24 protein-coding genes and 1 tRNA gene are annotated in these 26,987 nt (G+C 35.3%); 2 read left to right on the top strand and 23 right to left on the bottom strand.

Annotated features, from left to right (window positions below; translation table 11 throughout):
* Positions 1-14: 14 nt before the first annotated feature.
* Entirely contained in the window at positions 15-527 is a 513-nt protein-coding gene (locus tag NEH75_RS07695) for an adenine phosphoribosyltransferase (RefSeq protein ID WP_055244473.1), read from the bottom strand.
* On the bottom strand, positions 517-2,742 hold the full coding sequence (gene recJ, locus NEH75_RS07690; RefSeq protein WP_238581288.1) for a single-stranded-DNA-specific exonuclease RecJ: 2,226 nt from the start codon (positions 2,740-2,742) through the stop codon (positions 517-519). Before recJ ends, NEH75_RS07695 begins: the two co-directional genes overlap by 11 nt.
* Before the next feature lie 82 nt (positions 2,743-2,824).
* Here recJ and spoVB point away from each other — a divergent pair, with 82 nt between their 5' ends.
* The gene (spoVB, locus tag NEH75_RS07685) at positions 2,825-4,351 is read left to right on the top strand and encodes a stage V sporulation protein B (protein WP_055305452.1); all 1,527 of its coding nucleotides are present in this window, start codon (positions 2,825-2,827) and stop codon (positions 4,349-4,351) included.
* A gap of 79 nt (positions 4,352-4,430) precedes the next feature.
* On the opposite strand, the gene NEH75_RS07680 is transcribed toward spoVB, so the two are convergent.
* On the bottom strand, positions 4,431-5,024 hold the full coding sequence (locus tag NEH75_RS07680; RefSeq protein ID WP_238580533.1) for a DUF421 domain-containing protein: 594 nt from the start codon (positions 5,022-5,024) through the stop codon (positions 4,431-4,433).
* A gap of 189 nt (positions 5,025-5,213) precedes the next feature.
* Between NEH75_RS07680 and NEH75_RS07675 the strand changes: the two genes are divergently transcribed.
* Complete coding sequence (locus NEH75_RS07675; RefSeq protein WP_055244466.1) at positions 5,214-5,591, top strand: TIGR04086 family membrane protein; 378 nt, start codon at positions 5,214-5,216, stop codon at positions 5,589-5,591.
* Between the two features lie 109 nt (positions 5,592-5,700).
* Here NEH75_RS07675 and yajC read toward each other — a convergent pair whose 3' ends face one another.
* The 20 genes from yajC to tnpB form a co-directional block, all read right to left on the bottom strand.
* Positions 5,701-5,964, bottom strand: a complete 264-nt coding sequence (gene yajC, locus NEH75_RS07670) for a preprotein translocase subunit YajC (RefSeq protein ID WP_055244465.1) — start codon at positions 5,962-5,964, stop codon at positions 5,701-5,703.
* A 105-nt stretch (positions 5,965-6,069) separates the two neighbouring features.
* Positions 6,070-7,206 carry a tRNA guanosine(34) transglycosylase Tgt gene (gene tgt / locus NEH75_RS07665; RefSeq protein WP_055244463.1) on the bottom strand — a complete coding sequence of 379 codons (1,137 nt, stop codon included), beginning with the start codon at positions 7,204-7,206 and terminating at the stop codon, positions 6,070-6,072.
* A 31-nt stretch (positions 7,207-7,237) separates the two neighbouring features.
* Positions 7,238-8,269 carry a tRNA preQ1(34) S-adenosylmethionine ribosyltransferase-isomerase QueA gene (gene queA, locus NEH75_RS07660; protein ID WP_055244462.1) on the bottom strand — a complete coding sequence of 344 codons (1,032 nt, stop codon included), beginning with the start codon at positions 8,267-8,269 and terminating at the stop codon, positions 7,238-7,240.
* Between the two features lie 76 nt (positions 8,270-8,345).
* Positions 8,346-9,347: a Holliday junction branch migration DNA helicase RuvB gene (gene ruvB, locus NEH75_RS07655; RefSeq protein ID WP_055244460.1), complete on the bottom strand. Its 1,002-nt coding sequence runs from the start codon at positions 9,345-9,347 to the stop codon at positions 8,346-8,348.
* 16 nt (positions 9,348-9,363) lie between these two features.
* Positions 9,364-9,555 carry a hypothetical protein gene (locus NEH75_RS07650; protein ID WP_055244458.1) on the bottom strand — a complete coding sequence of 64 codons (192 nt, stop codon included), beginning with the start codon at positions 9,553-9,555 and terminating at the stop codon, positions 9,364-9,366.
* A gap of 18 nt (positions 9,556-9,573) precedes the next feature.
* Entirely contained in the window at positions 9,574-10,134 is a 561-nt protein-coding gene (gene ruvA, locus NEH75_RS07645; protein WP_055244457.1) for a Holliday junction branch migration protein RuvA, read from the bottom strand.
* Between the two features lie 147 nt (positions 10,135-10,281).
* On the bottom strand, positions 10,282-11,076 hold the full coding sequence (locus NEH75_RS07640; RefSeq protein ID WP_055274747.1) for a formate/nitrite transporter family protein: 795 nt from the start codon (positions 11,074-11,076) through the stop codon (positions 10,282-10,284).
* A gap of 275 nt (positions 11,077-11,351) precedes the next feature.
* A complete protein-coding gene (locus NEH75_RS07635) occupies positions 11,352-12,734 on the bottom strand; it encodes a transposase (protein ID WP_055305451.1) in 1,383 nt (460 codons plus the stop codon).
* A 784-nt stretch (positions 12,735-13,518) separates the two neighbouring features.
* Complete coding sequence (locus tag NEH75_RS07630) at positions 13,519-14,385, bottom strand: patatin-like phospholipase family protein (protein WP_055245259.1); 867 nt, start codon at positions 14,383-14,385, stop codon at positions 13,519-13,521.
* A gap of 118 nt (positions 14,386-14,503) precedes the next feature.
* Positions 14,504-15,586, bottom strand: a complete 1,083-nt coding sequence (locus tag NEH75_RS07625; RefSeq protein WP_055305450.1) for a hypothetical protein — start codon at positions 15,584-15,586, stop codon at positions 14,504-14,506.
* Between the two features lie 73 nt (positions 15,587-15,659).
* Positions 15,660-15,953, bottom strand: coding sequence for a hypothetical protein (locus tag NEH75_RS07620; RefSeq protein ID WP_055305449.1), 294 nt, complete (start codon positions 15,951-15,953; stop codon positions 15,660-15,662).
* A gap of 210 nt (positions 15,954-16,163) precedes the next feature.
* The gene (locus tag NEH75_RS07615; protein ID WP_055305986.1) at positions 16,164-17,111 is read right to left on the bottom strand and encodes a carbohydrate kinase family protein; all 948 of its coding nucleotides are present in this window, start codon (positions 17,109-17,111) and stop codon (positions 16,164-16,166) included.
* Between the two features lie 14 nt (positions 17,112-17,125).
* Positions 17,126-18,598, bottom strand: a complete 1,473-nt coding sequence (locus NEH75_RS07610; RefSeq protein WP_055305985.1) for a glycoside hydrolase family 32 protein — start codon at positions 18,596-18,598, stop codon at positions 17,126-17,128.
* Between the two features lie 97 nt (positions 18,599-18,695).
* Positions 18,696-20,135 carry a sucrose-specific PTS transporter subunit IIBC gene (locus tag NEH75_RS07605; RefSeq protein WP_055305984.1) on the bottom strand — a complete coding sequence of 480 codons (1,440 nt, stop codon included), beginning with the start codon at positions 20,133-20,135 and terminating at the stop codon, positions 18,696-18,698.
* A 401-nt stretch (positions 20,136-20,536) separates the two neighbouring features.
* Positions 20,537-21,529, bottom strand: a complete 993-nt coding sequence (locus tag NEH75_RS07600; RefSeq protein WP_055274742.1) for a LacI family DNA-binding transcriptional regulator — start codon at positions 21,527-21,529, stop codon at positions 20,537-20,539.
* Positions 21,530-21,592: 63 nt separating this feature from the next.
* A tRNA-Ser gene (locus NEH75_RS07595) sits at positions 21,593-21,683 on the bottom strand.
* 84 nt (positions 21,684-21,767) lie between these two features.
* Positions 21,768-23,042, bottom strand: a complete 1,275-nt coding sequence (locus NEH75_RS07590) for an aspartate aminotransferase family protein (RefSeq protein ID WP_055245144.1) — start codon at positions 23,040-23,042, stop codon at positions 21,768-21,770.
* A 13-nt stretch (positions 23,043-23,055) separates the two neighbouring features.
* The gene (locus tag NEH75_RS07585) at positions 23,056-24,981 is read right to left on the bottom strand and encodes a peptidase U32 family protein (protein ID WP_055305983.1); all 1,926 of its coding nucleotides are present in this window, start codon (positions 24,979-24,981) and stop codon (positions 23,056-23,058) included.
* A 247-nt stretch (positions 24,982-25,228) separates the two neighbouring features.
* Positions 25,229-26,671, bottom strand: coding sequence for an IS66 family transposase (tnpC, locus tag NEH75_RS07580; protein WP_172676289.1), 1,443 nt, complete (start codon positions 26,669-26,671; stop codon positions 25,229-25,231).
* Between the two features lie 213 nt (positions 26,672-26,884).
* Positions 26,885-26,987 (bottom strand): IS66 family insertion sequence element accessory protein TnpB (gene tnpB, locus NEH75_RS13620; RefSeq protein ID WP_411040506.1); only part of this gene is annotated, 103 nt, incomplete at its 5' end.

The following is a 26,987-nucleotide window of genomic DNA, read 5'->3' as shown; positions in this document are numbered from 1 at the left end:
TATATTTCGCAGCCTTAGTATTTCATTAACGATAAAACTTCATAATTTTCTAATGTTTTGCGACCATTTAACTCTTCTAATTCAATTAAGAATGCACATCCAACAACAACACCACCAAGTTGTTCAATTAACTTAACTGTTGCTTCAACTGTTCCACCTGTTGCTAATAAATCATCTACAATTAAAACGCGTTGTCCTGGTTTAATGGCATCTTTGTGCATGCATAATGTATTTGAACCATATTCTAAATCATAATTGAATGATACTGTTTCACGAGGTAATTTTCCTGGTTTACGAACTGGCGCAAATCCGATTTTTAATTCATGTGCAACAGGGCATCCAAAAATAAATCCACGAGCTTCTGGACCTACAATCACTTCAGCGTTTTGTTGCTTTGCAAATTCAACCATTTGATTTGTCGCATAGCTATAAGCTTGTCCATCCGCCATTAACGGTGTAATATCTTTAAATTGAATACCCTCTTTTGGAAAGTTAGGTACATTTGCTACATAATCTTTAAGATTCATGAGTCATTTCCTCCCTAGCTGTTTTAAAGGTTGTTTTTAATTCTGACCACGTCGTTAACTCAAAAAACTCAAGCATCTCAAGTTTTGCCTTTTGAGATTGATACGTTGGTGCTTCTGCTAAATCACGCTTGGTCACACTATCAGTTGGAAAAACAGAGCCATTCTTTATTATAACAAGTTCTACTTCAAAAAACACCTGTAAAATAAATAATAATTCATTTTTACTAATCCCTAAACGCATAAAATAATTAATCATTTGGTGATTCAACGTAATAGGCCCATGTTGTTTCACAACTTTATATACGCTGACAAACTTCTCACGTGGAGCAAACGTGACATTTGATTCAAGTGGCGCTATTACAATATTTCCTGGCTTCTTTCTTGTAATCAAAGTCATTAACTCTTCTTTTGAACTTGGAAGCTGATTAATGACCAATGTCTCAATATCATCAATCTCTGCTGCATTCGTATACGTCGTTGCTAGCTGAAGTTGATCTTTTCGTTGTTCATACGCTTGTCGATTACGAAGATCGATTAATTGAAACTCATTGCACAAAACATCAATAAAATGAAATTGCACACTACGATTTCCATTCCATTCGTTTATTTTAGCCTCTCCCACAAAACTAAATAATGTATCAGGCGTCAAATACATAGCAAGTGGGGCTTGATTGAAAGCTATTACATCAACTGAGTGTTTTTCTTGATATAGCGTAAATTTCAAATGCTGTAGCTTATTTCCAATTGGTTTAACATTTTTGACATAAACATTTTTAAGCTCAATAACAGGTGGACGATTTCCTTCACCAAATGGAGCTAATATTGAAAGCTGTTCAACAAACGAAATATTTAAATCCGCTAAAGGTAAACTTAGATCAACTTGAAGACTCGGTGTCACTTCAACCTCTTGTAATAATTCATTCATCTTGTCTTCCAAGGCTTGTAAATTTTCAGGAGCAAACGTAATCCCCGCTGCTAAAGCATGACCACCGAAACGTTCGATTAAATCTTGACATTTATTCAATAGTTCAAATAAGTGATACCCTTCTACCGCACGAGCCGATCCTTTAAGGAATCCCTCATGATCATCTGTGACGACAAAAACAGCTTTTTGCCATTGCTTCGCTAAGCGTCCTGCGACAATTCCTAAAATACCTTCATGCCAATTCGGTGAGTATAAAATAACGACTTTTTTCTTAGCTAATGTTTTCGCATCCACTAACTTTGTCGCTTCCTCCAACACTTTTTGTGTTACCTTTTGCCGCTCGCTATTAAAACTTTCAATTTGATCGGCAATGAGTTTAGCCTCTTCTTCACTTTCTGCAATTAAACACTCGACTGATAAAGCGGCCTCATCCATTCGACCAGGTGCATTCAAACGGGGACATAGTTCAAAACCGACATTAACTTCTGTTACCTCAGACTTTTCGGTTCCAGCTAGGTCCATCATTGCATTTAATCCTTCAATTTCTGTTTCACGTAAAGCAGCTAGTCCGCGTTTAACAATCGAACGATTTTCATCAATTAATGGAACGACATCCCCAATCGTTCCAAGCATTGCAATGGCATAAAAATCTTCAGGAATCACTTCTTGTAATAAAGCTTCTGCTACTTTTAAGGCTACCCCTGCCCCTGATAAATGATGGAATGGATAATTTTCATCGAGTTCAGGGTGCAAGATGGCGTAGGCACGTGGAAGTGTTTCTTTTACCTGGTGATGATCCGTAATAATCAAATCAACCCCATGTTCAAGTAGAATTTCTGCCTCATCAACTCCAGCAATCCCATTATCTACGGTGATGACTAACTGATAACCATCAGCAATTGCCTGCATAAACGCATCTTCATTCGGTCCATACCCTTCATAAAAGCGATTTGGAATATAATAATCAACTAGGGCCCCAAGCTCACGTAAACAACGAACTAAAATCGATGTTCCTGTTACACCATCTGCATCATAATCCCCATAAATTAAAATCGGCTCTCCTTGATCAATTGCCTCATTAATACGCGTAATAATTTTTGACATTTCTGAAAACAAAAAAGGATCATGATGAATGGTTTCCTCTTTTGCAAATGTATCCAAACTCTCAGCCGTAGCCAGTTGACGTGCTAACACTAGTTGCTCAATCGCAGGATTTAGCACTGTGGTTTGTGAGTCATAGTCCTCACGAAATATGTCAGATATTTTCCAATTCATTCTTGATTTAAACAAAAGTATCTCCTCACCTTCATATTTTAAACTTCATACTCATAGACTTAAGCAAAATCATAACTAAAGTATAGGTGGAAAAATTATGAAAAAACAAAGCGTAGCACAAGGAACATTTATTCTCGTTATAGCCGGTTTAATCACTAAAATCTTAGGTATGGTTAACCGAGTTATTGTCACACGACTACTTGGCGAAGACGGAATTGGAATTTACATGTTAATTGCACCTACCCTCATGCTTTTAACAACCTTCGCAAGCATAGGACTTCCAATTGCCATCCCAACATTAATTTCGAGAGCCAATGAACGTCAGAAAAAAGTCTTATCCGTCTCACTCATTATTGCAATGGTATCAAGTTTGCTAGTGAGTATCTTACTCTTCTTTATTGCCAAACCTTTAGCAATCTATTTACTGAAAGATGAACGAACTTATTTACCATTAATCTCAATTGGTCCACTACTCTTTTTCGTTTCTCTATCGACTATTTTAAAAGCATACTTCCAAGGGGAACAAAATATGTTCCCATCAGCTATTTCAACACTCGTTGAACAAATTGTTCGAATTGTCATCTCTATCTTATTTATTAACTGGTCATTACCTTATGGAATTATTTACGGTGTAGTAGGAACGATGTGGGCATCGATTGCCGGAGAATTTGCATCAATTTTAATTCTCTTATTCCTATTCTTCAAACATATCCATCATAATCATTACGGGGCTACCCTAAAGCCTATTCATTTAAGTCCACAAAATTTTAAAGATGTCTTGGCCATCTCTCTGCCTGCCACAGGTAGTCGCCTTATTGGTTCATTCTCCCACTTTCTAGAACCAATTATTGTGGTGCAATGCTTATTCAAGATTGGTTACAGTAGTGAACTCAGTGCAAAACTTTATGGTGCAGTTTCTGGGTTTGCTTTACCATTAGTTCTAATGCCATCATTTATTACTAATGCTATCACACAAGCCATTGTCCCACCTATTAGCCAAGCTTATGCTAGCAAACGATTTGATCGTATTCATTCACACCTAGACAATGCATTCCAACTCTCATTCTTACCAAGTGGAATTTATACCGTCCTATTAATGCTATTTCCTGTTGAGCTCATGAATCTATTATTTGATTCTTCAACAGGAGCCAATTATTTAATTGTCATGGCACCAGTATTTCTATTACTTTATTTCCAAGCACCACTAACTTCTACTTTGCAAGCCATTGATGAGGCAACACAAGCCATGAGCACAACCTTAATCTCTTCAGTTATTAAAATTATTATGATGATTATTCTCCTTCAAATTCCAAGCCTCAATATTTACGGACTAGTCATTGCCGTATTATTTAACGTTGTTTTTGTTACTGCATGGCACTATTTGCTTGTTAGAAAACATATTGCTTATCATATGAATATGCGCTCAGTTATTAATGCCATTTTAATCATCGCTGTAACCTTTATGCTAGGATCCTATTTAAAATTAGCGGTTGTCTTTAGTACAGACTCCTTTTTAAATATGATTATGATTAGCTTTATTGTTGGAATCGCTTATTTATTCTTATTATTTATTTGTGGGCTATTTCCTACAGAAAAAATGGCAGACACCCTACGTTCCAAATAACAACCATATTATAACATAAAAGAACAACATTCACGGAATAATTCAAATGACAATCTCATTCTTTAAAACGTCACTACGACTAGTGACGTTTTTTTTCTTTCATATTTAATGATTCACGGGTTAAAAAATGAAGTTCTTTCCCATCATACGCTGCATAATAAACCTCTTTAATTTCAAAAATTCCCTGTTTCTCTAATTCTTCTTCCACCCATTCCTTCGTTTTTTGAATTTTTAATAAATTTTCTTTTTCTAAACCACCAGATGTAATAATAGGTAATGGACAGAAGCTCATATCATCTCGTTTAAAGGAAGATAATTGACCATTCGACTCTAAAATGGCGTATTCAACTTCAAAAATAGAAGAAATATTATTAGCTCGCAATTGTAGCATTAAATCGTCAAAGGTATAGCGCTGTCTTCTCATCTCATCTAAATCAATTCGACCTTGATGAATTAAAATAGACGGTTTTCCATCAATAATTTCACGAACTTTCTTAAACCGTAAGGTAATAAAGGCTGAAGTAAACTGCAAGGCTCCAAGTAACCCAATGGCTAACAATACCTCATGAATAGGACGGTTTAAGTTATCAATCGCCATAGCTGCAATTTCAGCCATTAATACTGAAACTACTAAGTCAAGCAACGTTAATTGACCAATTTCCCTTTTTCCCATTAATTTAAACACGATTAATAGGATAATATAAAAAAGTGTGGTTCTATATATCACAACATAACAATTTGAATCCATAAATTCTCCTTTTTCGCTTAATCTACTTAATTGTTTTATGTATAAAGCCGCATAAACTTTAATTTTTTCTCATACAGTTACTATTGAATACATACTGTAATGGGAGTTGAGAATATGTCAGAAAAACTAGGAAAAGCCTTACTACATGGCATTGCATTCATTGTTATTAGTATCCTCATCCTTGGACTTCTTATAACAACATTTGCTTATTTTGAATGGATTTCAGTAGGCGTGCTTGACAAATTAATCTATGCCTCATTCGTTGCAATTTTCTTTATCGGTACAACTTTAATTTCTAAAAAATTTGCACAAAAAGGTTGGTTAATTGGAATCGGTGTAGCAACAACGATGGTCTTATTAAGTCTAATGTTCTATACTATTGGAATTGATAGTCCATTAACCTTAAAGTTTTTCATTCGAAGCTTAATCACCTTTGTTGTTTGTATTACAGGAGGAATGATTGGGGTAAACTTACCAAGTGCTAAAAGATAATCCTCAATCGGTCACTTAAACTATTTCCAAAAAAGCATCTCATTCATTAATTGAATAGATGCTTTTTAAATGGATAAAAAAAGAGCACATTAATGTGCTCTTTTTATGATTATTTTTCTACCTTACGAGAAATAGCATTACGTTCAAAAATCCATTTTTGACCTTCATCATTAATTAACGTCACTGTTTCCTGTTCTAATGCATGAATACGTCCATGGATCCCACCAATTGTTACGACACGATCCCCTTTTTCTAAACTACTTTGCATCGTAGCGATAGCTTTACGACGCTTGTTTTCTGGACGAATCATGAAGAAGTAAAAGATAACCCCTAATAATACTAATTGTAACACTAATAATACTGTTTGATTCATTTTTAATCTCTCCGTTTCCTTTATTGATCAAGCTCATATATTGAGTTCATCCAATCATTTTATACTTATCAACCAACGACTTAATGGTTGATTCCGCATCCATTATTAAAATCCACGTGATCCTGGTAAATTAATTCCGTATTGTTCAAAGAATTCTTCACGGAAATCTAATAAGCGGTCATTACGAATTGCCTCACGAATTTGTTCCATTAAATTAATTAAGAAGTGTAAATTATGATATGATACTAAACGTTGACCAAATGACTCATTGGCCTTAATTAAGTGGCGGATATATGAACGTGTATAGTTTTTACATGTATAGCAATCACAGTTTGGATCTAGTGGCGTGAAATCACGTTCATACACTTTATTTTTAATGACAACACGACCAACTGATGTCATCGCTGTTCCATGACGAGCGATACGTGTTGGTAATACACAGTCAAACATATCAATTCCACGAATTGCTCCATCAATTAAATCATCTGGTGATCCAACTCCCATTAAGTAACGTGGCTTATCTTTTGGTAAATAAGGTACTGTATACTCAATCATTTTGCGAGCAACATCTTTAGGCTCACCCACTGATACCCCACCAATTGAATATCCTGGGAAGTCCATTTCAACTAATTTTTCAGCACAGTATTTACGTAACTCTGGGAATTCTCCTCCCTGTACAATTCCGAATAAAGCTTGTGTTTCAGGGTTTTTATGAGCCTTTTTCCCACGTTCCGCCCAGCGGATGGTACGATCAACTGAGTTTTTCATATATTCAAATGTTGCTGGATATGGTGGACATTCATCAAATGACATAATGATATCAGCCCCTAATGAATTTTGTACACCGATTGAAATTTCAGGTGACATAAATAATGGAGCTCCATTACGATGATCACGGAACGTAACCCCTTCTTCTGTAATTTCACGTAATTTACTTAAACTGAAAACTTGGAATCCACCAGAGTCTGTTAAAATCGCTCCACCCCAGTTTTCAAATTTATGTAATCCACCTGCTTCTTCAACGATTTTCTCACCTGGTTGTAACCATAAATGATACGTATTCGCTAAAATGATTTTAGCTCCCATTTGATCTAATTCTTCTGGTGATAAAGTTTTGACTGTGGCTAACGTTCCAACAGGCATGAAAACAGGTGTTTCAAAAGTTCCATGTGGCGTATGAAGTTTTCCATAGCGCGCACCTGATTGTTTACATTCATGTATTAATTCGTACTTAATCGCCAAGATCGGCACCTCACTTTTACTATCTTAGTTGCTACTCTTCAATAATTAACATCGCATCTCCAAAACTAAAGAAACGATATTTTTCTTCAACAGCAATACGGTAAGCATTCATCACTGATTCTTGTCCCGCTAAAGCTGAGATTAACATAATTAAGGTTGATTTAGGTAAATGGAAGTTTGTAATCATTCCATCAATCCCTTTAAATTGATAGGGTGGATAAATAAAAATATCTGTCCATCCTTCACATGCAATAAATTTCCCATGATCACGTGCAATCGTTTCAAGGGTACGTGTTGATGTCGTCCCAACTGTAATAATACGTCCACCTTTTTCATGTGTCGCATTTAAAACATCAGCAGTCTCTTGAGACATTTGATAGAACTCAGCATGCATATCATGTTCTTCAACACTATCAACTGAAACAGGTCTGAATGTTCCAAGACCAACGTGTAAAGTGACATAAGTAATATTAATCCCTTTAGCCTTAATTTGATCTAATAATTCCGTCGTAAAATGTAACCCTGCTGTTGGAGCTGCTGCTGATCCAATTTCTTTCGCGAAAACCGTTTGATAACGATCACGATCATCTAATTTCTCTGTGATATATGGAGGTAAAGGCATTTCGCCTAATGAATCTAATACTTCGTAGAAAATCCCTTCATAAACGAATTTAAAAATACGTTTCCCCATATCACCTGTTCCGATACACTCGGCTTTTAAACGACCATCACCAAATTCAACAATCGTTCCAATTTTCACACGTTTTGCCGGTTTCACGAGCGTTTCCCAACAATCTTGCTCTTCTTGTTTTAAAAGCAATACTTCAATACTAGCTCCTGTATCAGGCTTCTGTCCAATTAAACGAGCCGGCATGACTTTCGTATTATTTAAAACTAACGTATCATTTGGGCGCAAATGATTGATGATATCATGAAAAACTTCATGGTTAACTTCACCCGTTTTTTTATTTAAAACCATTAAGCGCGATGTATCGCGATCTTTTAACGGAGTCTGTGCGATTAATTCTTCAGGTAATTCAAAATCGAATTGTTCTACTCGCATAACACACCAACTTTCTATGTTGCAAAATTTAAAGCTCTTTATAAATTATCTACCAAATATCCTCATTTTTCAATCTTTATTTTAACGGATATGGTACCTTTAAATGTTCACAGGCTTGTGGTGTGATAACACGACCACGTGGTGTTCGCTTAATAAATCCTAATTGAAGTAAATAGGGTTCATAAACATCTTCAAGCGTTTGTGGCTCTTCCCCAATTGACGCAGCAATCGCTTCAATTCCACAAGGCCCTCCACCAAAGCGTTCAATAATCCCCATTAGATATTTATGATCGACATAATCAAGACCTAATGAATCAATGTCCAAACGATCTAGGGCTAACTGGGCAATATCATGCGTAATCACTCCATCTCCCATCACTTGCGCATAATCACGCACACGACGGAATAATCGATTCGCAATACGTGGTGTTCCACGTGAACGGCGCGCTAGCTCAAGTGATGCTTGATCATCAATTGGAGTTTCATAAACGATTCCTGTTCGCTTAACAATTGATTGTAACTGTTCTTCATTATAGTATTCAAGACGATTAATCACACCAAAGCGATCACGAAGTGGAGCTGATAAATCTCCTGCACGTGTCGTCGCTCCAACTAACGTAAATGGTGCTAAGTCTACACGAATCGAACGTGCTGACTCATCTTTTCCTACCACAATATCTAGTACATAATCTTCCATCGCCGGATATAAAACCTCTTCAATACTTTTTGGTAAACGATGAATCTCATCAATAAATAAAACATCACCTGGTTCTAGAACCGATAAAATGGCAGCTAAATCCCCGCTACGTTCAATCATTGGACCTGAAGTTGTTTTAATATTAACCCCCATCTCATTCGCGATAATTGTTGCTAAAGTTGTTTTCCCAAGTCCAGGAGGTCCAAATAATAAAACATGATCTAATGATTCATTACGATTTTTAGCAGCTTCAATAAAAATACGCAAATTTTCTTTAACAGCTGTTTGACCAATATACTGATTTAATCGTTCTGGACGTAAACTTAACTCTGACTCATCCTCCATCATTTCATCAGGTGTCACTAAGCGTTCTTCTGTCATGCTCCTACCTACTTTCTCATTCATTTATTTTTGCACAAGATGTTAAAACAATACCAAACTGACTTTCTAATGTTTGTTCACCCTTTTCAGTGAGATAATATTTAATGTCATTTCCTAAAATTTCGACCTCTAAAATATGATGATCGATGCAATACTGAACAAAAGCTCCTCCAATTGCAAATGGATTAACTCGTTGTTTATCCCCCATTCTAAATCCCTACCTTAATTATTTAACAAGTAATTGTAAACCTTTTTTAATAATCTCATCTACTGAAGCATCAATATCTTTAAATGCAGTCTTAACTTTTGTTAACTCTTTATCACCATACCCTAATGCTTGTAATGCTTCAAGAGCTTCTGCTAAGCTGTTATTCATAAATAAAGCAGCATCAGGAACAACTAATTTTCCTTTTAAATCTAAAATAATTTGCTGAGCTGTCTTCGGCCCAATTTTAGGGAACTTACATAAATATTTTGCATCCCCATTCTCAATAGCCTGACGTAAACCACTCATATCCTTCATCGCCAAAATTGCACATGCTGTTTTTGGCCCAATTCCACGGGCACTAATTAAATTAATAAATAAATCATGCTCTTCCATTGTTTTAAATCCATATAAGCTCATATCATTTTCTGATACGACTTGATGCGTAAATACTTGAACCTCTTCTTCCTTTCTAAACTCATATGGATTAGCTGTATAAACTTTATACCCTATACCATTCACATCAATCACCACAAAATCTTTTCCACTATAAGCAACATATCCTTTTAAATATGCAAACATCGACATCACCTCTTTATCGCTTCATTATAACATAAAAACAGCTGTCTAAAAAGAGGACAAAAACAAACGTTAGTTCTATTTATAAACTTAAAAAAAGGTATTAATCCAAATCTTTATTTGAATTAATACCTTACAAACTATTTTAAATTAGTGTTGTCTATTTTTGTAACTATGGATGAAGTTATAGTAATAAGGAACAACAATGACAAATCCACCAATAATGTTACCGATTGTTGCAATGAATATGTTCCATGCCATACCTGCATAAGAAATATCAGCACCTAATACTTTAGCCATTGATAAGACAAACATATTCGCGATACAGTGTTCTACACCCATAATTGCGAATACTGCAACAACGATAATATTTAAAATACATTTACCAGCAACATCTTTAGCAGCATAAGCAACATATACCCCACCTGCAATTAAGATATTACATAGAATTGCACGGAAAAAGACTTCTGAAGTTGATAAAGTATTGATTTTTACTTCAGCAATATGACGAATACTATCTGCTACTCCTGGATCAACACCATTAGTAAATAAATGTGCACCTGTTAATAAGGCAACTCCTAATAAAGTCCCTAATAAGTTTCCAATCCAAACTAAAGCTAAGTTTTTAATAAACGCTGATAGTTTTACTTCTTTTTTGAAATACGCCTTACCGATTAATGTATTACCAGTAAATAAGTCTGCTCCTGTTAATAAAATTAAAATTAAAGCAACTGGGAATAAGAATGCTCCAATAAGCTTCCCGACAAAATGGTTTTCCATTTGTCCATATACTAATAAATATACTGTGTACCCTAAGGCGATGAATAATCCAGCTAACATCCCTGAGATGATAACGACACTATTCTTACGTGATACTTTATACTTACCAACTTCAACTACTTCATTTGCAATCTCTTTAGCTGATAACATACGTGGCTGTTGCATATACTTTCCTCCATTTTTGTATCCTAGTATTTTTCTAACTTTCATTTGAGATAAAATTCCCTTAATAAAATAACATTTTTTCATACTTTTTTCAAACATATTTTCTACAAATCTCTTTACGAAAACGATTTTATTTCATATTAAGAATAGAATAGTAGAATCAATTACCTTTTTTGTTAAAATTATTGATTTTATAGGGATTTTAACTCATTCTACTATTAGATTACAACAAGTAAGGAAAACTATTTATCTACACCAAGCGATTTCTTATTACCTCAACTTTCGCACAACGAAAAACCCAATAACCCCTTGATGTAATTAGGTAAAGTCATCATCCAATTGTCTAGTTGTTTTTTTACTACTTCTGTGTTAATTGTAATTTCTCTTTCTCCTAGGTCGATGATTTCTTGAACCATCGTTAAAAGTCCTTTTAATGCTGTTTCTAAATCCACATCTTTGACTTCTGAACAGTAGTCATAAAATATCATTCCTAATGTTTTAGGATCATTCGTTTTGCGATTCTCCCACGCTAAAAAGATATAACGTGTAAAAACAATCGTTGTATGTCCAATCATTGAGTCATATGAACGACATTGAAATTCTTTATTCAATTTTAAGTGAGATTTATTGCACTTAAAAAACACTTCAATGTCCCAACGGTAACCATAGATTCTAATGATTTCTTCATCACTTAAACTTGTGTTTGTACTTAAAATCGCTAACCACTCTGTTTTATATTTTTGATGACGAATGAAGACGATTTTAACTGGAATGCCGTTATTTAATTTAACTTGAATGGATCCTAGACTTCCCTCTTGATGAGAAAATATCTTTTGATTGACGTTACAGTGTGTTATCAATGTTTGAAGTGGGAATTTCTTTCCTTTATACTGATAAAATCGTTTAGAAGTCTTTTTAACCATCCCAATGACATCAAGCCCCTCATTCATCACTTCTTTAATTAAGGGAGCTTCTGTGAACCACGAATCCATTAAGAGGTAATCAGCTGCTATACCTTGAGATAACGTTTGTTTCACCAAGTTTAGCGTAGCAGTGGGTTTATCTACTAGTGCTTCTATACGACGCTTATATCCACTACTGCGTTTATCGATCTCTGATGAAAGATTGACTAGTAACTTCTTCGCACTTACCATTAATGAAAAGTTACAGGGGATAAATGAATAACCATCTGACCACCCAAGTGTTAACAGTTGAAATCCCTTTAGGTACTTATGACTGACATGATCATAAACCGTTGAAAGTAGCTCTACTTTTTTACTACGATGACGTTCAAATAAAGAGTCATCTACAATTAAAACATTAACACGATCATCCGTTGTGAGTTTCGTACAAAGTGAAATCACGTAAGGGCTTAAAGAAAGCAAGAATCGACGCCAATTGTAAGTAGAGGTACTTAAAAAGCGGTAGACCACATCTTTTCCTGGTAAATCAGAAGCTTTACGATCACAGAATTTTGATTGAAACCACGTTCTATGATGAAAAGTTAATAGAAAAATCAACGTAAAGAGGTAAAGACAAGAGAACCCCTTAGATTTTTTAATGTTCGCTTGGCGTAAATGGGAACTGATTTTTAGTTCAGAAAAAGTTGCTTGCATTTCTTTGGGTAAAAGCATAAATTCTTTAAATGGTGGTAACATAATGATGACATCCTTTCTATTGGCTGGTTACCATTAGTATTTCCAGAAAGGATGTCTTTTTTTATGTTATCCAGTAAAAAGAATAAATTGTCAAGAGCGATACTCGATAGATGCCCTCCTTTAGAAGATTAAGGAGTTATGATTATTTTTCAACTGAGAAAGTTGAGTTATTACTTTAAAAAAATGAATTTAATCCTTTTCTTTATACAGTTAGCAGATATTTATTCCAAGATTACACATTTAAATTGGACTTCGTTTTTAACATAGAGTTTAATTTCAAAAAAATTCTTTTTATCCTTCATACAATCAATCCAAAATATAAATTTAATTTTACCTATATAGACACATAAATGTATTTTACAATTCTCCATCAGTCCTAGTTGGTTATCCACTTTAATACTGAGTTCCCTGACAGATTGTCAAAGACAATCTCATTCTTCATTGCTAGGGCCTTAAAAGTTTTTTGCCATGTAAAAAACTTATCTGGACTAATATATTGAAAAAATCATACAAAAGTTGTGGGCGCTCTGTAAATCGATAAAATAAAATTGCAGCAATAATGAATATAAAAATATATTTCATGCTCTGTTTCGTCATACCTTATCCCGCTTCTTCAAATTTATCATTTACTATATTATAGGCGAGTTGAAAGTATTTAAATCAACTGAGACAGCAATGAATTCACCATTTATACTGAGCACATTAAATTAACATTTTAAAACATCATACGTAGGCTATCTATCGATTTTACGATGTACAAAAAAAGACTGCTTCTTATATAAAGTCAGTTATTTGTAATCTTCACTCGATGTGGAGCTTTTGGATTTTTCCTTAAGACACGATATAAGATACGGTAAGCATCCTCACTCCCTAATTCCATGTAATACTTCAATACAGAGGGTCTAAAATCAAAAGAACCATAGATTCCATTACCGAGCTCTTTAGTTGGGAAAATCTCAATAATTCGTTTCCCCTCAATCATTGGTTGATTAATTCGTGAGCGTGAATCTAAATATACAATAATAATCGTTTCACAATCGGTTGACAGTAAAGGTCGCACCGGTGCACGTTCATACTTCATTGGATCGACGTAATAACTTCCCTCTATATAAACAGGTTCATACAAACCCGGAACGGCCGTTGTCGCAAGCAAGGCATCTTTCATTTCCCTTGAACTTAAATCATTCAGCTTAAAAAATCGTCGCTCCGTCGTTTTCATTCGCCCACAAGAGACATATAAATCAATGTCACTGCTTTGAATTAAACTTGGATTTAAATAATAACGAAAGGCTTTCTCAAATCCTGTTCGTTTAAGAGGTAAGTCAACGGTATTGGCTACACCTACTAAATTCATCATTCCAAAAAAGGGGGATAGCTGGCGTCTATTCATGGAATCAATAATCTGATTCATTCGTTTCATATTTTCTTTACTCACGGAAAATACAGATGACCATGGGCAACGGAGCCAAAACTCTTCAATTTCATCAGGTGTATATTGTAAAAACAAAGCACCATTTATCCCACCGATAGAGGCCCCTGCTACTGCTTGCACTTCATCAAGTAATCCAAACTCTTCAAGAACACGTATCACCCCGACTTGATATGCTCCTTTTGCCCCTCCACCACATAAAACCAATCCTATATTTCTCATCGTCTAATCCCTCCTTTCTATCTAACATAAGTTATGAAATTTGACTAAGCTATGTGCTTAAATTGACTTTTTCTCAACAAAAAAAGTTAGTGCTATTCATAATATAGCACTAACTTTTTTACAAACGTTGATTAATGATAAAAGCATTTGCTTGTTGATCCGCTGATACTTTCGCATCTAGTGTACAAAAGCGATTCGGATGTTCACCAATATGAGTAGCAGTCTGATAACCGACACTTTCATCTTGTAAGTTGGCAGCTAATCTTTGTCCAAGCTCCCCAGTTGCTAACTTCATTACGAACACACAATTACTTTGCCAAGAATATGATTTTTGATCAGCTAATTTTATATACGCCTCCATCTCATCATAACATCCACTACACCCTCGACACTGCATGGCTTTATTCCCATTTAGCTTTCTTGCAATGCAAGGTGTTGGCGTTAAGGCCACCAATTGATTTTTACGCCATTGATGTTTGCAAAAAAAGACAAAATCATTAATTGCTCGCATTGAGACTTGTTGATCACATTTATGGTTCGAAACAGGGCTTGCATCCTCTAAAATAACAGCTAATCGATCAGGTAATAACCAGTCATTAATCCAAGTGTATAAATCATAAAAGCGTAATCGTCCTCGAATCGATTGCTCATTCATCCACTTAAAACTTTGAATTAAATCAAATTTTTGTACGCCGTAAGCTTTAAAACAGCGCTTTTTCAATTCAGTCATCACCTGAACAAAACCAGGTTCAATCACAACTGGAATCGGAATTAGATTAATGTCATTTTCTACTAAGTTTAATTGAATATGTTGCCGAAATAAATTGATTTGGCTTCGTAACGCATCTTTATTTCCTTCTACTGTAAAAATATTGATTCGTTTTCCCCTCAGAAAAGATTCACAGGCATGAATAAAACCAAAGACATCCCCACCAGAACCCGTTGCTAAAGCTAACACATTAATCTCTTCTAGCTCATCATAAATTGAAAAAATATCAATTTGACTAAATAAATCCTGATAAACTTCATAAGCCTCACGATAACTTTTTGGAAATTGCTCTACTAAACAAGCAATAATCGCCTCTTGAGTATTTTTTAAATTATCATGAGTATTTCCTTCTTTTTTAGCTTCATAATCCATAGGTAATTGATGAAACCAATCATAAATAACTTCATATAACGTCGGATTTAAATGTCTCATTCACCTCATCCCCCATTAGTTCACTCTTGCTTGCTACATTATATGAGAATCCGACGAGAAATATGTAATACGGCTATAAATCTACGACTTGTAAACGATCGACCTCAAAATACATCGAGACTTGAACAAAACCTGATTGATTCGATGGATTAATTTCGTTATATGGAAAATATGCCGTCATTTCATTATATAAAGCGGTCCGTTCCATCGCGAACTCAACCTCTTGTGGGTAATTAATTTTCGCCAGTTTACAAAAGTAATTAAACTTATCCATGGCTACTAATGGATCAGTATAATATCGATCAAAATAAACTTGCTCATCAGGCTGAACAACAACAATTCTAATACGTTTAAAATTTCTTTCCATAGTGTCTCCTCCTACTTCATTCAATACGACTTCACTACATCCTATTTCAATGAAAGAGAAATATGCCTTGAAAACATGCACACTTTTCTTAAACGTATCAAAAGGCATAAAAAAGAGAAGTAATCTTTAACTTAGATTACTTCTCTTACTATTAAATTTTATCTACTATTAAGTCTCGCGATTCCTTCTTTTTTGACATCATCTATAATACTAGGCTGTAATTTCATCCCATGATGGAATGGAATCTAAAGCGCCTAATTTAGTCGTTGTTAAGGCCCCAACTTTATTCGCATTTTTCGTAAAGTCAACTAACATTGCTTCATCAGTTAGAATACTTTTTGGTTGCTCTAAATTCGCAATTTGAGATAATAATGCTCCAATAAACGCATCTCCTGCTCCAGTCGAATCAATCATCTTAACTGGCATACTTTCAACCTTATATGTTTTTTCAATTGAAACTAATGATCCTTCTTTACCTAATGTTAAGGTAACAATTTTTGCTCCTAATGCATGTAGGGCAGCAATCATTTTCTCGTGATTTTCTTCGCCTGTAATAATTTGTCCTTCTTCTTCAGACACTTTAATTAAGTCTACATGTTTAATGACTTCTTTACAATGTTTCACGAATAACGCTTGCTTATCATGATATAAGGCATCACGATAGTTTGGATCAAATGAGATAAATTTATCATTTTTAGTTGCAAAATCAATAAAGGCTTGATAAACCTCATATAATTGAGCTCCAAGTAAAGCTGTCGCACTACCTAAGTGAACAATTTTGCAATCATTAAATGCTTCGAAATTAATTTGTTGAGGTGAAATATTTCCATCTGCACCACGCATAAACTCGAAATCACGCTCTCCGTCTTCATCAATTGAAACATAAGCAATCGTTGTTCCTAAATTAGGATCTTCAATCACATGTGACGTTCCAACTTTATAATGTTCTAATGTTTCAATTAAAAATTTTCCGAATGAATCTTTTCCAACAGCTCCTACAAATTCAGCTGATGCCCCTAATTTCACAAGAGCAGTTGCAACGTTTGCTGGCGCCCCCCCAGCTTTTTTTTGGAATTTTTCAACATCAACTAACTTTTTTCCATTTTCAAGTGAAATAAAATCAATTAATACTTCACCAGGACAGATTACTTTTGCCATATTTACACCTCTTCTTACTTATTTAGTTCCCAGATTTTTGCCTCTAATTTTGCTGTTCCATCTGTAAAGAATTCAATTCCTGTACTTTCCTCTTTCGTGAAAATTCGTGTCGAGAAGACTTCCTGTCCATCATTAACGAAAATTTCAACTGATGATGTATCAACAAAAATTTGTAGCGTTAACTTGTCTGTCTCGAATTCACATTTACGTTGTGATCCAAATTCGTCTCCGCAAGTACGACCTGATTTCGAACGATCTAAGACTAGCTTTTTATTCTGTGTATCATAATAGAAGAGCGTTTCTTCTTCTTGGCTCGTACGAAGCTTAACCCCTAGTTCCTGAGCTTCAAATTCACTAAACTCACAGAATAATTCATAGACTTGTCCATTAAATCCGATAAATGACTTCACTTCATTTTGTAAGTGAGTACTCACCTCAACACGATTCCCTCGTAGCTGTTGTAATTCCTTTACTGGCCTTTGTAACAATTTATCACCTACTACTTCTAGCTCACGAGGTAGTGTTAAACAGTGCGCCCAACCAGATTCATCACTCACACAATCAATACCTGGGAGTCCAAACCAACCAACTAAAATGCGTCTACCTTTTGGATCAAGCATTGTCTGAGGAGCATAAAATTCAAATCCGCGATCTAACTCTGTAAATGATCCATGGTTAAATACGCCATTTTCCCAATTAATTTCTTCACCAATTAAATACCCTGATTGGAAAATATTTTGATATTTATCTCCTTCCGGTTCCATTCCCTGAGGCGATATAATCATAACACCTTTACCATTTTGTGTAAAGTAGTCTGGGCATTCCCACATAAAGCCGTTCCCTTTAAACTGGGTCTTAACTTCTCCTTTATAATTCCAATGAATCAGGTCTTTTGACTCATAGTAAACGACTGTTCCCTGATGATCATCTATTTCAGCTCCAACTAAGCAATAAAATGATTCATCAATCTTGAAAACTTTAGGGTCTCTAAAATGCTCGGTTACATTTTCAGGCGCAGCCTTAATCACAGGCTTTGGATATTTTTCAATATGCCCTTCTTTATCCATAATTGCTAAACATTGTGTTGGATAACGAACCCACTCTTCATCACGCGCATTCCCTGTATACATTAAATATAATTTTTCATCATGTTCAATCGCTGTCCCGGAAAATACACCATGACTATCAAAAGAACGATCGGGTTCTAAAGCAATCCCACAATCTTTCCAATGAACTAAATCCGTTGATGTCGTATGATACCAATACTTCACCCCATGTACAGGACCTAATGGGAACCATTGATAGAACATGTGATATTCCCCGTTAAAGTAACTAAATCCATTCGGATCATTTAATAAACCTGTAATTGGTTGATTATGATATGTTTGTCGGTAACAACACTGACTAACCTGCTGTTTTAATGCATCATACTCTTCTTTTGATACCTCTTCGATGCGTCGATAACGCTGTTCTCTCGTCCACTCCATCTTCTGCACACTCCTTAAAAAAGTAATCGTTTTATTTTATTCTTACTAATATAAACTGCTTTAATCTCCAAAGAAATTAAAGCAGTCATTTTGTTAATTAAACATTTTGTTTTTTGTTAAATAATTTGGCTAAAATCACTGTCGCAATGAATCCAATCACAAATGCGATTACTAAAGTCACCATGTATTGGATCATTGATTCTGGACGAATCACAATAACTCCAGGAATTCCTGCTGGTCCAGGAGAAACTGATAAAACCTGCATAAACGTACAGTAAGCAGAGGCAACAGCCGAACCAATTAAAGCTCCAATAAACGGATATTTAAACTTTAAGTTAACCCCAAACACCGCTGGTTCTGTAATTCCAAGTAAAGCAGATACTCCAGCTGCTGAAGCCAAGCTCTTCATCTTTGCATTACGCTTCATGAGATACATCACGGCTAAAGCAGCCGCTCCCTGCGCCACATTTGATGCTGCAACAACCGCAAAGGTTGGTGACCCGCCTAATGTTCCGATATTGGCCAAAATTTGCGTCTCAGCAGTTACTAATGAGTGATGCATCCCTGTAATTACTAATAATGGATAAGCTACACCATAGATTGCTCCCCCGACTGGGCCTAAGCTAAAGAATAACCACATTACAGCTTCTGTTAGTCCATCTCCTACCACGCGCATTGCAGGTCCAATGATGATAAATGTTAAAGCTGCCGTTAATAACACTGAAACTAATGGTGTAATGATGTTATCAAACATTGCTGGTACAATTTTACGTGATCGTTGTTCAATCTTAGCTAAAACAAATGATGATACGATAACTGGTAATACCGTTCCTTGATAACCTACTTTTGCAATCTCAAAACCAAAAATATTCCATGCTGGAACTGTACCATCTAATAAGGCTTGTCCATAATCATATCCATTTAATAAATCTGGATGAATCATGATTGCCCCAATAACAGCCCCAAGAACGGGTGTTCCTCCAAAAATTTTAGTCGCTGAGAATCCAATTAACACTGGTAAGAACGTAAAGGCTGCATTTGAGAATAAGTTAATCATCTCAGCTAAATCGGCCGTTTGCGGATAAGCTTCAACTAAAGACTTCCCTTCAATGAATAACCCTTGTGCCGTTAAGACGTTATTTAATCCCATTAATAAACCAGCAGCAACTAAAGCTGGTAAAATAGGAACAAACACATCAGCTAACGATTTTAGCATACGTTGGAAGACATTTAACTTTGATCCAGCTGCTTCTTTTAATTCTTCTTTACTAACTTCTTGAATATTAGTTACTTGCACAAACTCACGATAAACTTGATCCACAATCCCCGTTCCTAAAATAACTTGAAATTGCCCTCCATTATTAAATGTTCCTTTAACAAGATCCATTGCTTCAATTTGATCAACATCAATTTTTTTATCATCTTTTACAACAACTCGTAAACGTGTGGCACAACTTGCAACACGAATGACGTTGTTTTCCCCACCTACAAAAGCAACAATTTGTTTTGCAGCTTCAAGGTATTGATTATTTGCCATACTGATTCCTCCTTATATAAAAATGAAACGTTTCATTTTTATTCCTAAAAAAAGAAACTACTCATTCACTTAAAAATGAAACGTTTCACTTTCTATGGTATAATCATAATATATTTTTTTGTAACCGTCAACATTTTTTTAACGTTTTCAAAAAATATTTTCATTTAGTCTAAGTTCTATCCGTTCTTACTTTTTTCATAGTATCTTTCACTTTAATGACGATTAATTCTATAAGAAGCGATCTGATTGAAACATGTTTAATGATACTAAGTCTGATATTCTATAAATCTATTTGTATATATTAAGCAACCGTCATTCAAAAATCATCAATAACACGCTCACTATGTATAGGAAAGTTACTCAGAATCTAATCCATAAAAAAAGACAGCCTCTTTTTTCGATTAGCTGTCTTTTTGTCGTTTCGTTGTATTCCCTTGGATAAAGTGTACAGGTAAAAGAATTTCTTTTTCAATCGTTTCTTTATTAATCAAATGAATGATTGCTGCAACACTCTCTTTAGCTATCTCTTCAATCGGTTGACGAATCGTTGAAATTTCAATTTGATCATGTTTAGAGGATTTCACCCCATCAAAACCAATAATCTGTACGTCATCTGGAATTGAAATTTGATGTTTTTCTAAAAAATTAATCACTTCTAAAGCATAGGCATCTGTTACGGCAAAGATTCCATCAATTGAATGTTCTTTAATAATTTTTTCTAGTAAAAACTGCTCCATTTTCTCATGAAACTCAGATTGACTGCCAATTAAATCAAAGATCTCATAGGTCTTTTGATATTTTTCGCAGTAATCAATAAATCCTTTTTTTCGATTCCTTGTTGTATTTTCTTTCTTAGAACCAGCTCCGATAAAACACAGTGATTGACATCCCGCTTCATCTAAATGTTTTGCGGCTAACTGGCCACCTAAGAAGTTATCACTACTCACATAAGGCACTTCATCATTAAAAAAGCGGTCAATGCTAATCAATGGGAGATTAGATGAAACATAATGTTCAATATCACTGTATGTAATCGCAATAATCCCATCCACTTGATTTTGTTTTGCCATCGTCAGATAAGATAATTCAGTCAAATAGTCGCCTTCGGAATTACAAAGAATCATTTTATACTGATGTTGTCTTAAATTTTTTTCAATGTTATAAGCCAATTCACCAAAGAAAGGATGCCAGACGGTTGGTAAAATGAGTGCTACCGTATGCGTACGGCTGACTTTCAAACCACGTGCGTAGACATTCGGTTGATAATTTAGTTCTTTGATGGCTAATTCAACCGCTTGTTTCGTTTTTGGCTTTACTTCAATATTATTAATTACTTTCGAGACAGTTCCAACCGAGACACCAGCTCGTTTGGCTACCTCTTTTATCGTTGACACGTTTCAATCACACCTTTATTTATCCTAATGATCGATTATGAACCTCTCATATTATTTTCATACTGGCGGAAAGGAAGGGATTCGAACCCTCGCGACGATTTCTCGTCCTAATGCCGTTCCAAGACATCCTCTTGAGCCACTTGAGTACCTTTCCATCTTTAAATTATATCATGCCATTATCTTTTAGAATAGGTTGTTAGAAAAAAGAGTACTCAGTTTAAGAGTACTCTCTATCCTTTTATTGAAGTTCTGCTAATACCTCATCTAACTCATGAAGTAATGTTTGAACATTTGCTTCCGTAATGACTAGTGGCGGTTGGAAGGCTAATACATTTCGATTTAATCCATTCTTTCCAACGATAATCCCACGATCCTTTAACTTTTCTAAAATGACATCCGTTTCCTCTGAAGCGGGTTGTCCGTCTTCTTTAACTAGCTCCGCCCCTAACATTAATCCGATGCCACGAACATCTTTAATTAATGAATATTTAGCTTGAAGAGCAATGAGTCCCTCTTTTAACATCTCTCCTAAATGAGCGGCTGTCTCACATAACTCATATTTTTCAATATAATCAAGCACGGCAAGCGCAGTCGCAGATGAAACAGGATTTCCCCCTAATGTCGATGCCGATGGTTTAGTAAAAGCCTTTGCTACTTCATCCGTCGTACAGAATGCTGAAATTGGCATCCCATTTCCTAACGCTTTAGCCACTGTCATAATATCAGGCACCACATCGTAATGCTCAATCGCAAACATTTTACCAGTTCGTGCAAATCCAGTTTGAACTTCATCAATAATTAATAAAATTCCATGCTCTTCTAATAATTGTTTTAACTCTTTAAAGTACCAAGCAGGTGGAGTAATAATTCCCCCATTCCCTTGAATCGGTTCTGCGATTAGCGCTGCCATATGATTAGCACCACGTGTTTGAATAATTTCTTTGATGCTTTCAATTGACGCTTTTGCAGCTTGTTCTAAATCAGTGTTACTATCCCACACCGTTTTTGCAAAGTGAACCTTAGGTGATAAATCTGGATCTGCTCGCCACATTGGTATTCCTGTTGCACTCATCGTTAAGTAGGTACGTCCATGTAGGCCATTCTCTAACGCGATAAACTCATTTTTTCCTGTATATAAACGTGCAAGTAACATTGCCCCTTCATTTGCTTCAGAACCTGTACAACAGAAAAATGAACGTCGTAAATCACCCGGTAAGACCGAAGCAAGTTTCTCAGCTAACTGAACCATTTCCTCTGTTAAATAAATAATCGTCGTATGCTGTAAGGTTTGCATTTGTTGAATCGTCTTTTCTAAAATTTCTGGATTACAATGCCCACAGTTCATCACCGAAACACCCGCAAAGAAATCTAAATATTCTTTTCCTTGATCATCATATAAAAATTGCATACTTCCTTTTACGATTTGGGGAGCATTCGCATAAAAGTGATTACGATGAGATGACGGAAGTAAGAATTCTTTCTTTTTCTCAATTATTTGATTAGCACCAATCATTAATGACCTCTCCTTAATTAAAATTTAATGCTCCAAGCGTAAACCCTAAATGATCATAGTTTAATGATTCAAATAGATTCTGACACTCTTCTAAATTTGTAATTGCTTTTTTATACGTTTGAACAATCATTCTTAACGTCTCTAATTCATAATGACATCCTTCAATTCTAAATGTCTTTACACCTAATTCATGAAGTGATTTTAATAATGGTAAATAACACAATTCTTTTGATAATAACATGTGATTATTTCCTTTATTATCGCGATAAACAGGATGTTCATTATTTTTATCATCAATTAAAAGTAATGGTCTGGCATCTTGATACTGACGCCCTTTCTGTTCACTTGGTGCCATAACTTTTGTATTTTCATATAAATCATGACTCATATACATGACAACTGGTGAACCATGAACAACCATTTCCATCGGTAATTGAGTTTGAGTCACTAATTCTTTTGTATTTTTAACTGGTGACTCATTTGAAATAGTTCCTGTGCTTAAACCTAATTGCTGATAAAAGTTAGCTGCAATTGCATTATAGATATTTAAGCCATGGTCCCCTCGCATTGAATATCCTAATGACCCAAACTTATGCATGCTTCCTAAGTTTGTCACGAGTAGTCCATCAATTCCTAAATCTTGATCCGTCAATAAATGTTGATATCTTGCAAAATCATCCTCATACATCATGGTCGGTAATCCTAAATATATTTTTGATTGTCCTTTTTGTGAAGTTAAATCTTTAATTTCCTTTTTACTAAACGGTAAATTAGGTTGGAAAACCTCTCCGGATAAATAAATATAATCGACGCCCTCTTCAATGGCCATTAAAGCAGCAGCGTAGTTATTTACTTTTACACTTAATATTGGTTGATGATGCGAGACTTCCTCAATAGTGAATGCCCCTTGAATTTCTTCGACACGCTTCTGTGTTAGATCAAGCTCATTGACTGGTTTACTAAAGACTTTCCCCGTACTATAAAACTTCCCAGTTCCCTCATAACGTTCATTAATATTACTTAAACCTGGTTTTCCAAACGCATAAGCTGTCGAAAAATCACGTTTGCGATTATTAAATAATGTCTGAGATTCTTTTTTACGGTCATAGAAGATAGGATCATCAATGTATCGATCAATCGCATCTCGATAACTATTAATAATCCCAATTAAATACTCAGCATCTCTCATACGCCCTTCAATCTTAAATGAAACAACTCCCGCATCAATTAATTCTGGAATATGCTCGTACATATACATATCTTTCACTGCCATTGGGAAAGTTGTATTATATTGTAAATTCCCGTGATTAATTTTATATCCCCAACGACAAGGCTTCATACATCGTCCACGATTACTACTATTTCCAAACAAAATCCCACTATATGTACATTGTGCACCATGTGCTACACACATATCACCATGAACAAAGTACTCAAACTCCATATCTGTTTGGGCGGAGAATAATTTGACAGTATTTAAGTCAATATCTCGTGATGTTACTACACGCGTCACACCTAGTTCACGTAACTTTTTAATCGTCTCTAAGTTATGAACATTCATCATGACTGATGCATGAATATTTAAGTTTAACTTTAACTTCTGAACGAGCGCAATAATACTCATATCTTGTACAATAATCGCATCTGGAGCTGCTGATTCTAAGAAACGTAAATAATGCTCTGTTTCTAGCAGATCTTCAGAGCTTAATAAATTATTTACTGTGACATAAACTTTCTTTCCAAGTTCATGTGCCATCTGAATTGCTTCGACAATCTCATCATTTGAAAAATTAAAATCTTTACGGTGCAAACGCATATTTAAAATTTTTCCACCTAAATAGAACGCATCTGCTCCACTATGAAGAATCTGCTTGAAAATTTCAAAATTTCCTGCCGGCGCAAGTAATTCGACTTCTTGCTGATTAAAATATCGACTCATATAGCTCCCCTTATACTTTAATAAAATATCTCCTCTATTATATCATTTTTTCGACTTAATTCGTAAGCGGGTAATAATAACACGTATAGAAAAAAGGAGACCTCACCTGTATACTGGAATTACAGATGAGGTCTCTTTTCTTTTAGATTCCTTTACAATGTTCTTGAACCTTTTTTGCCCATGGTAAAAAGTCCTCCAAGAGCTTTGGTTTCATTAAAAACTCAACATTTGGTAGGTGTTCAAATAATTAAGTTAAATATTTATAAACATTTAAGCCGTGCTCTTTCGCTGTTTCAATCACACTATAGATAATCGCATTGGCTTCAGCCCCTGCTAAGCTTGTTGAAAATAAGTAATTTTTCCGTCCAATAACCACGGTTTTGATGGCGCGTTCGGCACGATTATTCGATGCTTCTAATCGTCCATCTTTCAAAAAGGCCATCAGTTCTTTCTTTTGATTCAAAACATAGTGAACCGCAGTTTGCAACTTACCTTTCATTGGGATGAAGCTACCTAGAAAGTCATAAAAAGCTTCTATCACTGGCTTGACCTGTAACTGACGTTGCTCATAACGCTCCTCAGGCGATAATTCCTGAAGTTCTCGTTCAATCTTAAAAAGTTGGTTACAGTAGTCAATAGCTTGTTTAGCTTTTCCATTCTTCCCTGGTACATCCTTAAATTTGCGGCGTGCATGAGCCCAACACCCCACTAATTCAATATTCGGTAAGTTCTTATATCCGGAATACCCATCACAATGAAGGTAGCCTTTAAATCCATTGAGTAATTGCTCCGCGACCACTCTTGTACGAGTTAAATCTGCGTGATAATAAACGATGGGTGTTTCGCATTCTTTACCTGTTTGAATTAACCAGATTCGTGCTTGAGATGTTGCGTCACGTCCATCCATTCGATTTAACACTTGATAGTGCGTTTCATCGGCATGAAGAACTTCTTCTTTTACCAAGATTTTGGCGAAATAATCGTAAAGTGGGCGCAACCAATCCTTCGCCACCGTTATCATCCAATTCGCCATCGTGCGTCGACTTAATTGTAATCCGTACGTCTTCCATTCCTTTTCTTGGCGATAAAGCGGAAGACTTAATTCGTATTTTTGATGAATCATCCAGGCAAGAACACTAGGTCCTGCTAAGCTTCTTTGGATCGGTCCTTTAGGGACTTCAGCACATTGAATCGGCTGTGTTTCATAGGAGTCATCATGACAATCACACTTATAAGCGTGTGAATAGTAAACTTTTTTAAATAGTTTCGCTGGGATAAAGCAGACCTCTTCGCGAATGAGTTTCTTTCCCATCGGTTTCATCTTTTGACCACACTGGTCACATGTACAATCTTCACCATGTAACTCACAGTGAATTTCTTCAACGGGTAAATCTTTTGTTAGCTCGGCTTTACGACCAGATGCCTTACGGCGGCGATACGTGATTTCTTCTGTTGGTTCAATCTTTGTTTGGTGGTTTTCTAAATGAGGATCCTCAAAAAGTGAGAGTTGATTGGGATCAACTTTAGTTTTCTCGCTTGAGGATCCATAAAGCTTTTTTGTTAAAAACTCAACCTGTTCAGTTAATTGTTTAATTTGTTGATCTTGTTCAGTGATTCGTTGAGTTTGTTGATCCAATTTTTTTAATAGGTTCTGATTTTCTTTGATTAGTTTCGATTCAAACGTACTCAACGGTGCCACCTCTTTTTCTAAATGATTCATGTTAGGCTTAGTATGCCCAAAATCAAATAGAAAATACAGGTTTTATTACCATTTTATAATGATTTAAATCAGACATCCTGTTTGAGCTGGTTTGATAGCTTTAGGTTGTTGAATAGATAAGCCTTCAAGTAGCCAACGAAGCTCCTGATGGGTTAAATTTTTGACTTCTTCTTGGTTTCTTGGCTATTGAAGGTTACCCTTCTCAATCCGTTTATATAATAAGATAAAACCGTCTTTATCCCAATAAAGGGCTTTGAATCGGTCCTTTTTTCGTCCACAAAATAGG

The organism is Turicibacter sp. T129, from assembly GCF_025594975.1.
GTDB lineage: Bacteria > Bacillota_I > Bacilli_A > MOL361 > Turicibacteraceae > Turicibacter > Turicibacter bilis.
This window is presented reverse-complemented; position numbering and strand designations above follow the sequence as displayed.